This is a genomic window from Mucilaginibacter sp. dw_454 (assembly GCF_018449775.1).
Lineage (GTDB): Bacteria > Bacteroidota > Bacteroidia > Sphingobacteriales > Sphingobacteriaceae > Mucilaginibacter.
Map to the genome: position 1 here is coordinate 412,639 of NZ_JAAVVB010000003.1, position 14,367 is coordinate 427,005.

A 14,367-nucleotide genomic window follows, 5' to 3' on the forward strand; every position below is an offset into this window, starting at 1 on the left:
ATCCATTTTAAACCTATAACCAACAGTTATAAGCATTGGTTTGTAAATTTTTCCTTACGGAGATTTAATGATGAGATTAAAAAAACATGACATTATTTTACTACAAAAACCGGTGTAGCACATTATATTTGCTCAACAACAATTTTTAAACTTAAAATAGCAATTATGGCATTTACACTACCGGCGTTATCTTATGCTACCGATGCATTAGAACCGCACATTGATAAAGCAACCATGGATATCCATCATGGCAAACACCACCAGGCTTATGTTACTAACCTAAACAAAGCGTTGGAAGGTAAGCCCGAGGCTGATGGTAACATAGATGACATCATCAAAAATATTTCAAAATTTGCGCCTGCAGTACGTAACAACGGTGGCGGCCACTATAACCACTCTTTATTCTGGACCTTGCTTTCGCCAAATGGCGGCGGCGAGCCTACAGGCGCTTTGGCCGATGCTATTAAAAGCACTTTTGGTTCATTCGATGAATTTAAAACTAAGGTATCAGACGCGGGTGCTACCCGTTTTGGTTCTGGCTGGGCATGGTTAATTGTTACTGCCGATAAAAAATTAGCGATAACATCAACTCCAAATCAAGACAACCCTTTAATGGATATTGCCGAAGTAAAAGGCACCCCGGTTTTAGGTATTGACGTTTGGGAGCATGCTTACTATTTAAAATACCAAAACCGCCGCCCTGATTATTTGGCAGCTATCTGGAATGTAATTAACTGGGCACACGTGTCTGAGTTGTATAGTAAAGCGATAGCGTAAATAGTATATGTCATGCTGAACTTGTTTCAGCATCCCACCCGCTAAGTAGCCGTTGCTGCTGTTATGATGGGATGCCGAAATAAATTCGGCATGACGAAAAATTTAAAAGGCAGCAATCACTTGCTGCCTTTTTTTGTTATTTTAAGAAGTTGTCATAGCGAGCGTAGCGTGGCAATCGCGAATATTGCATCCTTGCGATTGTTTCGTCATTCTTCCTCGCAATGACATGAAGAAAAAATTCAACCCATGAAAGCCAACGTACTCGAAGCCCCCGACCAACCCATCATCTGGAAAGAAGTTGAAAAACCAACCCTTGCCGCAGGCGAAGTATTAGTAAAAATAAAAGCCGCCGGCTTAAATCGCCGCGACTATTGGATAAGCATTGGCAAATATGCCGGACTAAAATACCCAACCATTTTAGGATCAGACGGAGCGGGAACGGTTGCCGAAATAGGCGAAGGTGTGGATAACATATGGCTGAACAAGGAGGTAATTATTAACCCAAGTAATAATTGGGGCGACGATGACAATTACCAGGGCAAAGATTTTAAAATACTGGGACTGCCGGATAACGGCACCTTTGCCGAATATGTAAAAACCCGGGCCGAGTATTTATATGATAAACCTGCCTATTTGAATTGGGAACAGTCGGCTGCTTTTCCTTTAGCCGGTTTAACCGCTTTCAGGGCTTTGTTTACTAAGGGTCGGGCTAAAAAGGGAGATACCGTGCTGATATCAGGCGTAGGCGGTGGCACAGGAGCTTTTGCTTTGCAATGGGCCGTGGCCGCAGGCTGCAAGGTTTTTGTAACCTCGGGCAGTGGCGAAAAGATTGAGCAAGCCAGGCAATTAGGTGCGCAGGCAGGTGTAAATTATAAAGCGCAGGACTGGGCAGAAGAGTTGCAACATCTTTCAGGAGGTTTTGATGTGATTATTGATAGCGCGCTGGGCGAAGGCTTTGCCAAATTTGCCGACCTTGCTAAACCCGGTGGGCGCATAGTTTACTTTGGCGCCACTGCGGGTGATATGCCGGCCATACCGGGACGTAAAGTTTATTGGAAACAACTGCAGATACTAGGAACTACCATGGGTACTTCTAAAGATTTCGAAGCGATGCTGGCCTTTATGAATGAGTATCAGATTGTGCCGGTTATAGACGAACTTTTTCCACTGGCCGAAGCGGGCAAAGCCATCGAAAAGATGGGCACCTCGTCACATTTCGGAAATATCGTCCTCAAAGCATAAAGCCTGATGCTGCAATTAAGGGTCGAAGCTATTAAATGGGAAACTGCCGACACCGCCACTTTTTACCTGGCCGGGATCTCCGGTAAACAAATCGGTTATAAGGCCGGTCAGTTTATTACGCTGGTGTTTACGCATCATGATGAAGAGATCCGGCGGTCATATTCGCTAAGTTCATCGCCCGACGAAAGCCGGTTAGCCATCACCATAAGGCGTATTGCCAATGGCGAGATCTCGCGTTTTATGCTCACTAAGATAAAGGTTGGCGATATATTGAATGCGGTTGAACCAGCAGGGCGATTTACGATGACCGATTTCAAAACGCAAAAGGATATCGTATTCTTTGCTGCGGGTAGTGGGATAGTACCAGTGTTTTCTCAATTGAAATATATCCTTCATCGCAACGGCGAAAGCAAGCTTACCGTATTTTACAGCAGTCAGGATCAATCGTCTGTTTTATTTGCTGATGAATTAAATGGATTACAAAGCCAGCATCCCGACAGATTAAAAATTAAACACCTTTTAAGCAGCGAAGGAAAACGTTTAAACAATGTAAACCTGGAGCAACTGGTAAAACAACAGGCGAAGTTTGATCTGAACCGGGCTGAGTTTTACCTCTGCGGACCATTTGCCTACATGCGCATGGTGCGGTTGACCTTATTATTTATGGGGCTGGATAACACGCAGATTCGCAAAGAGAATTTTGTGCTGGAGACGGTGCCGGTAACGGCGGACTATATCAATTACCCGCCGCGTTATATCCGCATAAAATTTAATAATGAAGTGCACGATTTGATGGTAGGCGAGAACCAGACCATTCTGCAGGCCGCGCTTCAAAACAACCTGCAACTGCCTTATAGCTGCCGCGCAGGCATCTGCTCGGCCTGTACCGCAACGTGTGCCAGCGGCAAAATAGCTATGTCGGTTAATGATGTTTTGACCGATTTGGATTTGTCGCATGGCCTGATACTTACCTGCACCGGGCATCCGGTAAGTGATGATGTGGTGATTGAGTTTTTGTAGGGAAATATTAAAACCGTCATGCCGTCCCGATAGCTATCGGGATTGTTTCGGCATCCCAAATGCTAGATATGTTAATTATTACCGTTAATGTAGTCGCTTTATTAGCTTATCGCTTGGTGACGCTCAATTGCCGCTAAGGCTGTGTCTTTTGTCTTGATACAAAAGGCACCAAAAAATCAAGTCAGCAAAAACCTTCCCCCCACAGGCCAGACTCCCAGGCCCGGTTTGCTGACAGGCCATTGCGCGCTTTTTTGGTTCTTCACTGTTTGCAGAATCTACAATAGAACCGAATGTCAGACGCAGAGCTTCAGGCGAAGCCGATAAAACAATGGTGGCCCTGTGCGGCTGCAGGGCTGTCGGGAATGTTGCCTGAAGCGCGGGACTTGTGCTACAAAGGCGGCAACAGGCCCCTGCCCAGGTTTTATCGGTTTGCAGCGCAAAGGCCCTGAGCGAAAGAAGCCTTGCGACTGACTTGATTTTTTGTTACTTTTTCATCAAGGAAAAAGTAATGGGCCCTAGCGGCCAAGAGCGCTATAAGAGCGATAAGCTAAACAAGCGATATATACCCGCACTTAGCAACAAAGCCTACACCCTTACCCAATCAAATCAAAAACCCTTTGCATATGCATCGCCTCATCCATGGCATCTTTCAAATCATCCCACTCATCCTCAGTAAAAGAGAAATTGATATGATCGACCGGGGTTTTCAGGATGGCGCGTTCCTGTCCGTCGGGGAACAGGTGCGAGCGGTCGTCAAAGTCAAGATCACCTATAAACTTCCTAAAGTCGGCAAACTGCTGAGGTGTAAAGTTGAGTAGCAGGTTGCTTTGCCAGACGTTGAGGGTTTTGCATTGCAGGCACTGGCTTACCACGGTACGCCCACGCTGACTTAAGGTTTTTGCTTCGCACATATTATATATAAGTTAGATGAATGATTGCTATTTCATAGCCACTTGTTTATGTGTACGCCGATGCACTACTTGCTTCACTTTCTTGCCCTTAGACTTGCTGCGCTTACCCCACCAGATCACAAACCCGGTTATGGGCAGGCTGGCACAAATGAGACTTGCCAAAAAAGCGATGATCTTGCCGGTAAGCCCCAGGATCTGGCCCACGTGGATGTCGTAGTTCATGTCGTTGAGCTTCAGGCCCGCGCTCTTGCTTTGGTGCATTAACACCTTCAATAGCTTAGCCGAGAATTGGTCGAACTCATAGCTGTCGCTCTTATAATAATGCAGCGGCGTATAGTAGGCGTTAATGGTGACGGTGTTGGCGGCCTTCTTACTATCGCCATATAGAACAAACATGCCGGCCTGCGGCGAATGTTGCCTGGCATAAAGGTAACTCTTGTCCCAACTGTTGATGGTTGTTTGAGGTTTATGCAGCGAGTCGGATACCGGGATGCGTTCTTCATTAGCATAGGTTTTACCCAGGTTGGCGGTTTTGTTGATGCCTTTGGTTACCCAATCGAAACAAATGGATAAGCCTGTGAAAGCCAAGATCAAAGCAATACTACATGCATAAAAGCCCAGCACATTATGCAAGTCATAATTAACCCGCCGCCAGCGGCCATTCCATTTTATAGTGAAGCTGCGCTTGCGGTCGCTTTTGCGTTTGGGCCACCAAAGGATGATGCCGGTTATCATCAGCACCACAAATATTACTACAGACCAGCCCACAATCTGCCCGCCAACAGCCGGAGGCAGCAACAGGTATAAGTGGATGTATTCGACAATGACAAAGAAGTTACGGTCTATATTCTCATCATGCAAGAACCTGCCGCTATAGGGGTTAAGGTAGATGTAACGCGAGCCTAGTTTTGGTACCGTCATCATTACTATTGCCGGTCGGTCATTACCGTAGTAGCCTATTACCGGATTCTTTTCGGCGGTAGGGTAGTATTCAAAAGCAATTTGCTGCAGCTGCGATGGTAGCAGGAACGGCTTCTGTTCAATAGCGACCTTGCGATAGTCGCAAAGTGCATCCTGGATCTCGTCCTGGAACACATACAGGCAGCCGGTAATACTCACAATAACCACCACCAGCCCGGATATAAACCCGAGCCAGCGATGGATAAACAGTATGGTCTTCTTTAATGGACTCATATAAAAGCTAGAACCTGTAAGCCAAAGTCGCGCGTAAATTGCGGGGGGCCTCTGCCTGCCAGTTGTAAACCGGGCCGCTACTGGTGCTTAAGTAATCTTCATGTCCGCCTGAGATCAGATAAGCATTAAGCAAGTTGTTGACGTTAAGCGCCAGGCTGTAACGCTGATATTGGTAAGACGCACCGGCATCTAAACGGAAATAATTAGGCATGTCCAACGGGCCGCTTAAGCTCCATGGCCTGCGGTCAAACTGGTACATATATCCTGCTGACAAGCCCAAACCCTTCACCGCGCCTTCCTGGAAACGGTAGGTTAACCAACCGTTCGATACATGTTTAGCGAAACCTGGTACCGGCTGGCCAACATTAGCCGGGTTAATATCTTTAGAAATTTTTGAATCAGTGTAAGCGTAATTGATCATTAAGCTTAAACCGGTCGTGATCTCACCTCGGGCATCAAACTCAATACCCTGCGTTTTGGTTTGGCCCAGCTGCAACACAAAGTTGGTGTTCGAAGTGCCATGCGTATCAGGGTCTGCTACCAACTGGTTGTTTTTCAATATCTGGTAAGCGGATATAGAGGTGCTCCATTTACCGCCAAACCAATCGCGTTTAGCACCTAGCTCATAGTTATTGCCCGTAAGCGGTTTAACTTGCGCGCCGCCATAGATAGTACCTGTCTGGGCCACAAAAGCCTGGTCGTACACACCATAAAAAGAAGTGTTATTATCTAACGAATAGCTTAAGCCAACACGTGGTGTAAGCTTTCTGCTGGTGGCATCACCTGCATAGACATCAGTGGTAGCTATATGTGTAAAGCGACCTGCTAGAGTCAAGCGCAGTTGCTGGTTAAAGAAACCCAGCTCGTCTTGCACGTAGGCAGACTGATATTTTTCTGTCGACAAGCCACCTGCACCACGTACGCTTAAAGGTTCTGACCGGTCAAACGGAGCCCAGGTTACCGCGGCGTTATTTGGGTGGTAAATGTTGAATGGTATAACCGGATCTAATGATCTTGATTGGTTATAATCAGCAACATAGTACTTATCGCCAATATCAACCCCTCCCAAAATACGGTGAACAATGGCACCGGTGCCAAACTCGCCATTAACAAATGCCTGGCCAAATTTATTGCGGTTTAGCGCATCCCAAAGCCCAAGGCTACGGTCGACATTGCCATTGGTGCTAATGCTGTCTATCCAATAACTATAACCAACTTGCTTGTAATTGAAGTAGGCACCCTGAACGGTAGCTTTCCATTTGTCACTGAACTTATGCTCATAAGTCAGGTAAGCACTGTTGTCATAAATGTTTGATGCAGGCGAGTTAGATGGTGCCATGGTAAAATCGCGCGGCAAGTCTTTATAACCTTTGGTTGAGAATAGGTAAGCCGTACCAAAAGCGTTCATGCGTTGGAATTGGTAGGTGTATTCTGCAGTCAGCGTGTTCTTATCATCAAACTTGTAGCGCAGTACCGGCGCAACGTCAAAACGATTGGTAAAATCATATGGTCTATATGATTTTGCTTCCTGGCCCATTAGGTTTAAGCGATATTGTAGTTTGCCGTCTTTAGTTAAGATACCGTCAAAATCTGCCGTACCACGGTAGGTATCAAAGCTGCCAGTGGTAAATTCAAATGCTTCGTGTGTGCCACCGGTAGGTTTTTTGGTAACCACGTTGTAAAAGCCAGACGGGTTGCCATTAGCCAGCATAAAACCAGCCGGACCTTTAACAAACTCTATACGATCTACAAACGACATATCCTCGCTCAACGGACCCCAGGTGGCTTCGATGTTCATGCCGTTTCTGAAAGCGGCAATCCTGTCGCCGCGACCATAGATCAACGCGTAGTTCCCCCAGTGTTCTTGCTGAACCAGTCCGCTCACATTACGCGACACGCCTTCCAGCATGTTGGTGATTTGCTCGTCTTTGATCTGGTCGGCAGTAACCACCTGGATGTTTTGCGGAACCTGTAGCAGTGGCTCACCCAAGCGCAGACTAGGCGAAGGGTTATCAACCTTCAAGTTCCGCCTCCGGTCTGATATCGCCACCTCGTTTAACTGGTTAGCGCTTTCAGACAAGTTAAAGTCGACATTAATAACAGTTCCGGCAGTAGCAGTAATTTGTTTTTCTTCGGTAGATAAACCAACCGCACTAACCTTAAGCGTATAGCTACCCGGTTTGATTTTGTTGAATTGAAAATGACCGTCAGCATCGGTAGTAGTACCCAAGCTGGTATTTTTAATACTTACTGTTACAGACTCGACAGGTTTGCCGTCCGAACTGTTTACGGTGCCTTTTATAATTGCGTTATGCTGTGCATATACTTGAGCAATGCTCAACATAAAAAGGGTGAGGGAAAGTAGGGTTTTGTTCATTGTGTTTATTTAGACTAATTATAAATAATGGTCAAATATAGAAATGATTTTCAAAACCGGTCAGAAAAAAAACAAAAAAAGGCGAGCCTGAACAGGATCGCCTTGATAATGAAAGTATAAAGGTTCGAATTAAAACCCGGTTACAGTATTGGTAATATGCGCCAGGTGATGTTGGCTATGCCAGGCATAAAGCGCCAGGTTGCGTTTTAAAGTGATTTCTGCTCCGGTTTCAGGATGGATAAAATGACGGTTCCATTGCTCGTCAGTGAAGCTTTCAAACAAAGCCACCAGGTGCTGATGGATACCTTCCAGCATAATCAAAGAGGACTCAATTGGAAGTTTATAATCTGCCAGCTGCGCCCATTTTACTTGATCATAAGCTTTAATAGTAGGTGTATCCTCAGTCAGTGCCCATTTAAAACGGATGATCGAATTCATGTGACTATCGGCCACATGATGTACCACTTGCCTGATGGTCCAGCCACCCGGGCGATACTGCGTTGCTAATTGCTCGTCTGTTAATCCTGTTACGGCCGTGCGCATCTTTGCGGGCAGCTCGCGGATTACATTTATCCAGCCTTGTATAGCTTCCGGGCTATAAGTTTCGGGGATAACAAATTTCCCGACAGGATATTGTAATGGGTCGATAGTTTGGGTAGTGCTCATGGATTTTGTTAAAATGCCAAATTTGGGTGTTTTTTATGAAAGTTTGTTGCCTGCTGATAAATTCTGGCGGCCTCCAGCGTTTTACCCTCACCAAAAAGCTGACCCATAAAAGTGATGCTTTTTGGCCTGCCCTCTTTGTTAAAGCCATTAGGTAACACTACACATGGGTTGCCGGTTAGGTTGGTTAAACTTAAATTATAACTATAAAAGGTAGGGGTGATGTAAATGTCCAGCCCTTTTAATCTTTCATACCATTGCTGAATCAGCAAAGTACGTGCACGGCTTTCCTGGATATACTCAACCGCCGGCACCAATTGTGCAGCGCGAAAAATATTTGGCCAGGCATATTTGCCCTGCTGCGCCAGCATATCGTCTTTATGATTCAGTACCAGCTCCTGGAAAGCGGCACCGGCTTCAACATTTAACATATTGGTTATGGGGCCTATCGGCAAATCAGGTTTTTGGATCGGGATCAGTTCGGCGCCAAGTTCTTTTAGTTTAACCAAAGTGAGCGAGTCATTAGTTTTATTATCATATCGGTTATCAAACGATTCTTTTGTATAGCCAATTTTCCAACCTTTAAGTGAAGTTATAGTGCCGTTGTAATTAAATGGGGCAGCTATGGTGCTTAAATCCTTAGCGTCGGTACCTTGTATCGCATTAAAAACTATGGCGCAATCTTCAACACTACGGGTTATTGGCCCCAGCTTGTCCATGCTCCAGCTTAAAGCCATAGCCCCATATTTGCTAACGCGACCAAACGACGGACGCAAGCCGGTATCGCCACACTCTGTCGACGGCGATACTATCGACCCCAAAGTTTCAGACCCGATAGCAAAAGGCAAACATCCAGCGCTGACCGTTGATGCCGGTCCGGCTGATGATCCGCTCGAGCCGCGGGTAATGTCCCAGGGGTTACGCGTCATCCCGCCAAACCAGGTATCGCCCATGGCTAACTCGCCAAGTGTTAGTTTAGCAACCAATACAGCACCGGCATCATGCAGGCGTTTTACCACGGTTGCGTCGATACCTAAATGTTGCTCTTTATAAGGCAATGCACCGAAGGTTGTTTTTGAAGCTGCAGTTGAAAGCAGGTCTTTAACCCCATAAGGAATACCTTGCAGTACACCCCGGTATTTGCCTGCTTTGATCTCGGCATCGGCTTGTGCGGCTTCTTTAAGTGCTTGCTCTTCGGTAAAGTCGACCACAAAAAGCAATTTCGAGTTGTATTTTTTTAGCCTGTCTATATAAAATTTAGTCAGTTCGACAGAAGTAATTTGCCGGGTGCGCAGCAATTCGCTTAACTGGCGGATGGTATAAAAAGCCAGGTCGTTTTTATCTGCAGGTAATTTAACCGGGCTTATTGCCGATAGTTTGAAACCATTGCTTTTATCCTGATTGATGAAGCCTACCGGTACCGGGTTAAAAATCAATGACGGCACTACACTGTTGGGTAGGTGTAATTTACGTATGGCCTGGTAGTCGCGCGCACGATCATTTAAGGTGCTTAGCATGGAGTCGCGCTGCGCGGGTGTAAAATCAATACCGATAATTTTTTCGGCAGACGCTATAATTTCAACCGTAATAGCGCTCGATTGAACTTGATTCCACGCAAATCCACCCAAAATAAAACTCGCCAGAAGGCTTAACGGTAAAATACCATACTTCAACGAAGAATTTTTTGCCATAAGTAAAAGGTTTGGTCTAAATTAGCGTTTTATCAGTGTTTATTTGGCAGATGTTTAAAAAGTTATTCGTCCTGATTCTTGTCTTTTATTCGTCTGTTACCTTTGCCGAGACCATTAAAACTGATGTGCTTGTAATTGGTAATGGGCCAGGGGCTGTGGCAGCGGCCTTACAGAGCGCACGTAGCAAACTCAAAACGGTATTGCTAACAAAAGGCAGCTGGATGCCGGCTTTTCAGAGTAAGGAGATGATGATGGTGACCGATTTCCATAACCTGCCCTCGGGTATTTGGGGCGAGTTTCGCAAACAAGTACACCAGTTCTATAAAACTAAGCAAGGCTACGATACCACGTATACAGCGCCTTTACAATTCGAGGCTTTTGCCGGCGCAGGCATCCTCAAAAAAATTGCCGATACAACAACGCGTTTAACACTTAAACTAAACGCACCTTACACGGCTATAGAAAAAGATGGCACAGGTTGGGAAATAACTTATACCCAAAACGGCAAAACCAACTACATCAAAACCAAAACTTTGATTGATGCTACCGATGGTAGCGAGCTCGTAAAAATGGCCGGCGCTTCATTGCCACCTGCTTTGACTTATAACGATAATCTTTACCGTACTTCGATTGTTGCCGGCGATAACCTGGCGATACCTGTAAATATCGGCGGCAAAGGCGTTGATCCATCGCAAATGTACTTTATACCAATGAGTTCGTTAGTGGTTAAAAATGCTGATAATTTATTTGTAACGGAGAATGTCCTGCAAAACAAAACCGACCTACCCGTGCAAATGGCCATAGGGCAGGGCGCCGGAACCATGGCGGCTTATTGTGCCTTCTTTAAAACCACAACTAAGAATTTAAAGGTACGTGCTATACAAGGTGAATTGCTGGACTTTAAAGGGTACTTGTTGCCATTTGATGATATTAATCCCCGCGATCATTATTTCAGAGCGATACAGCAAATTGCTGCAACAGGACTAATAAAAGGTGTTATCAATAAATTAAATAGCGATCAGACCCAATACTTATTCATGCCGGATTCGGCAGTTTACACGGCAGAGATTAAACCTGTATTTACCGAAATTTACAGTCGCGCTTTTTTATGGTTCAATAACACACAGCCCGGGCTTAAATTTACTACAGGTAACCTGTTGTCTTTTATCAGCGAGATTACATTAACCGATCCGGAAGGTTTCCAACATACCATGCAAAAGGAGTGGATAGGTAAATATAAATTTAAGTCAGATTTTGATTTAAATCACCAGATTACCCGCCGTGAATTTGCCATACTAGCCAATCAATACCTTAATCCTTTTGCAAGAACGGTTGATTTGAGCGGTAGGATGATTAATTAAGAATTTTTTGTCATTGCGAGGAGGGACGACGAAGCAATCGCACGCGTTTATTACCGTCCGCTTCGCGATTGCCACGCTACGCTCGCAATGACAAGTTGTTTATCAGCGCTACCGCAAGCGTCCCACTTGTGGCAATTATCAAAATTTAATTATCCGGACTAAATCGTTTGATGATTTTTCTTCCCAAATCATAAGTCACCTTGAACGCTTCCTGGTTATCGTTAAAATATCCCGGAGTAAAATGGAAACTGGCTATGAATTGCCCTTTAATTCTGGCGAACATAAACGGCGTATAGATAATGTCTAAACGGTTGTATGTAGGTTTTGAATAGTAAGAGTCGCCATAGGTGATCTCACTGCCCTGACCATGATAAAACTCGTCAAAAATGGCTATTTTATGGTAGCTGGCGTAGGCGCTTAAAACAACGCCTGCTGGTTTTCTAAAGCCGTCTACACCGCGTTCGCGTTGCAATGAAACCAATGCACCACCTTCAAAACTCAATGAGTCGAATACGGTTTTATGACTAAAATCTAGTCCCAGTCTTACTTCGGCCGCACCGTTGTCGCTAATATGGTCGTTAGGTACAGTTATAGCTGCGCCCGCATCGTGCATCATATAGGCATAATGCGATACGTAAAACGGACCTTCCAAAACCGGACGGTAATTACCTTCAAAACCAAACAAAAACTGCTCGCGGCGGGTATCAGTTTGGCGGCTAACCCAATCAATCCAGCCTGTTTCTGTAAAGTTTTCTGTGTGATAACGGGCCAGTAAGCCTTCAATATTAGGGCGATAATATTGAAGGGTATCATTCAGTAAAGCACGTGGGTAATTGTCCAGCAAACCTTCCCGGGGGAATTCACCCGCATAAAAGTTCCAGTTTTTGCCGGTGAATTTATAATACGCAATCGGATCAACCTGCCCAAAAAATGGCTGTGCACCAAATTCATGCAGCGCGTTGGCACCTACAATAAAATGATTCAAACTATCCAGGTTTAAACCAAAGTCTAACGTGGTGCGGGTTCCTGAATAGGTACGTGAGCGCGGTACAAATGCTTTATACTCGCGGTTATCTAAAAAGCCCAGGCCGTTAAAGTTTACATCTAAACTTTGCTGCGCCAAAGCGGCTGTGCTGCTAATAATTGAAACGAAGATGAATAAGTAGAGTTTTTTTGACATAGATAAAAAATTAATTAACCACCAGTGAAATGATCCGGCTGTTTTTGCTTCCCATAAAAGGCTCTGTACGGATGGAGAATACCATATCGTATTTCCCTTTTTGGGGCGCGGTGATATTGAATGTGTAACGTGTGCTTGCGCCTGGTTTTAAACTTATGTTGTTGAAATCGTCGCCACTTTTTTGTGCCAGGCTTTTGTTTGTATTCTCAAAAAACACAACCTCAAGAGCTGCCTGATGCTGCTGACCTTTATTGCTAAAGTTCACGCTGTAAGGATATGGATTTGTGATCGTTAAATCAATAGCCTTTTGCTCACCGGCATGTAATATTAGCTGCGTGACAGGGGTTTCGATCTCCAGTTTTTGATAAGTGCGTACGCTGTCGACCCAGCCGCCATACCATACACCAGCAGGGATACGTAGTTCTGCGTTAGCTGCAGATTCCGGGTTTTCAACCAGGTAATAGGCTCGCTGATGCTGCATCTGCTCTTCTATTGGCCAAATGTCATACTGCGTGCGGCGATAGTAGCGCGAGTCGTATGCAAAGGCTTTCAGGCTATTGGTATAGTAATTATATTTTGACGGATTTTGAAAACCGTTATTCATGATCAGGTAGCTATCGCCAATTTTTTTATGAACGGTTTGTGCCCAGTCTTTAAAGCCGTAATAGCTTTTAATCTGACCTATTTGAGTTACTGCATGCCATTGAAACAACATACCCAGCCTCAATCCAACCACAAATACTACGTTGATGCCAGCCACAATATTGAACCATTTAGGCACGCCGCCTTTTTGGTTGAAGCGAATAAGCGACAACATCACCAAAGGTGCAAAAGCTATTAAGGTCCAGTGCGGTTGGGCCTCGCCTCTGAAAGTCGAGAAGAAAAAGAAAGCAAACGTGCCAATGCCGTTTACCAAAAGACATCTAATAAAGGAGTCTTTTATTTTGATAGTGAAAGCCGAATAAAACAAGAACCAACCGATCAACGGCCCCGCCATTAATAGCTGACCGGGGATGTATAGATATGTATTTTCAGGATTATAAATCTTTACCGCCTGCTCATACAAATGATAATTTACCGATGGGAACCCATGAGCGGCTTGCCACAAGATGTGAGGGATGTAAAGAACTACTGCTAGCCCTGCTATCAGCCAAAATGATGGTCGTTTTAGTAATTTGATATTACTGATTACTGTAAAAGCCACCAACAGCACCGCGTGATACTTGCTGTAAAACATACAGGCAACCACTATACCCAGTATAGCGGCAAGCGACCATTTATCCTCGTCGATATAGCGCTGGTAGAAATAGTAGAATAGTACCGAGAAGAAAAACAACGGCGCGTCGGGCGTAGTGGTAAAGCCATAGATATGTAGTATCAACATGCCTGACACCACCAATATAAAGGCCCAAATGTTTACGGCGTATTTTTTAAGGATTAACCAAAGTATGTAGATGGACGTAGTACTCGCAATGACAGTCAGCAGCCGCAGGCCGAGTTCAGTATGGGAGATACTATCACCTATGCGGATGAACAAGGCCACCATTGGTGGGTGATCAAAATAACCCCAATCCAAAAAGCGGGAATACATCCAGTAATAAGCTTCGTCGGCATGAAGCTCAAGGGTTGAGGCTTGTACGACGTTTAATATCGTCCAGCACAACAAAAACCACCAGATGGGTTGGTCAGACTGTTTGGCTGTTTGAGTAGATGACAACATGTAAACGTAATAATTTCAGCAGACGCAAAGGTATACAAATAATTGCGGTGAGGATTAGAAATGTATTAGCGGTAGGGTTGGGTATGGGAAAGACTTACGAAGTTTTTAAAACTTCGTAAGTCTTTCCATCGCAAATTGTCATTGCGAGCGTAGCGCGGCAATCGCAAGGAGAAAAGCTAAACGCGTGCGATTGCCACGCTCCGCTCGCAATGACAAAAATTATAAAACAAA

General features: G+C 44.9%; 11 protein-coding genes. 4 read left to right on the forward strand and 7 right to left on the reverse strand.

The features are described 5' to 3' along the window. Positions 1-165: 165 nt before the first annotated feature. The 3 genes from HB679_RS12255 (at position 166) to HB679_RS12265 (ending at position 3,039) form a co-directional block, all read left to right on the forward strand. The gene (locus HB679_RS12255) at positions 166-777 is read left to right on the forward strand and encodes a superoxide dismutase (protein WP_214072268.1); all 612 of its coding nucleotides are present in this window, start codon (positions 166-168) and stop codon (positions 775-777) included. 246 nt (positions 778-1,023) lie between these two features. Beyond that, complete coding sequence (locus HB679_RS12260; protein WP_214072269.1) at positions 1,024-2,019, forward strand: zinc-binding dehydrogenase; 996 nt, start codon at positions 1,024-1,026, stop codon at positions 2,017-2,019. Between the two features lie 6 nt (positions 2,020-2,025). Beyond that, positions 2,026-3,039: a ferredoxin--NADP reductase gene (locus HB679_RS12265; protein ID WP_214072270.1), complete on the forward strand. Its 1,014-nt coding sequence runs from the start codon at positions 2,026-2,028 to the stop codon at positions 3,037-3,039. A gap of 593 nt (positions 3,040-3,632) precedes the next feature. Here the strand turns inward: HB679_RS12265 and HB679_RS12270 are convergent. The 5 genes from HB679_RS12270 to HB679_RS12290 form a co-directional block, all read right to left on the reverse strand. Then, positions 3,633-3,950 (reverse strand): DUF6686 family protein, encoded by a 318-nt coding sequence (locus HB679_RS12270; protein ID WP_214072271.1) that lies wholly within the window; start codon positions 3,948-3,950, stop codon positions 3,633-3,635. Positions 3,951-3,977: 27 nt separating this feature from the next. Beyond that, positions 3,978-5,144, reverse strand: a complete 1,167-nt coding sequence (locus HB679_RS12275) for a PepSY-associated TM helix domain-containing protein (protein ID WP_214072272.1) — start codon at positions 5,142-5,144, stop codon at positions 3,978-3,980. A 7-nt stretch (positions 5,145-5,151) separates the two neighbouring features. Beyond that, entirely contained in the window at positions 5,152-7,521 is a 2,370-nt protein-coding gene (locus HB679_RS12280) for a TonB-dependent receptor (protein WP_214072273.1), read from the reverse strand. Positions 7,522-7,650: 129 nt separating this feature from the next. After that, entirely contained in the window at positions 7,651-8,187 is a 537-nt protein-coding gene (locus HB679_RS12285; RefSeq protein ID WP_214072274.1) for a YfiT family bacillithiol transferase, read from the reverse strand. 8 nt (positions 8,188-8,195) lie between these two features. Next, positions 8,196-9,875 (reverse strand): amidase, encoded by a 1,680-nt coding sequence (locus HB679_RS12290; protein WP_214072275.1) that lies wholly within the window; start codon positions 9,873-9,875, stop codon positions 8,196-8,198. A 50-nt stretch (positions 9,876-9,925) separates the two neighbouring features. On the opposite strand from HB679_RS12290, the gene HB679_RS12295 reads away from it, so the two are divergent. Beyond that, positions 9,926-11,236: an FAD-dependent oxidoreductase gene (locus HB679_RS12295; RefSeq protein ID WP_214072276.1), complete on the forward strand. Its 1,311-nt coding sequence runs from the start codon at positions 9,926-9,928 to the stop codon at positions 11,234-11,236. A 145-nt stretch (positions 11,237-11,381) separates the two neighbouring features. On the opposite strand, the gene HB679_RS12300 is transcribed toward HB679_RS12295, so the two are convergent. After that, positions 11,382-12,416, reverse strand: coding sequence for a hypothetical protein (locus HB679_RS12300; protein WP_214072277.1), 1,035 nt, complete (start codon positions 12,414-12,416; stop codon positions 11,382-11,384). Between the two features lie 10 nt (positions 12,417-12,426). Next, complete coding sequence (locus tag HB679_RS12305) at positions 12,427-14,136, reverse strand: glycosyltransferase family 39 protein (protein ID WP_214072278.1); 1,710 nt, start codon at positions 14,134-14,136, stop codon at positions 12,427-12,429. Between the last annotated feature and the right edge of the window lie 231 nt (positions 14,137-14,367).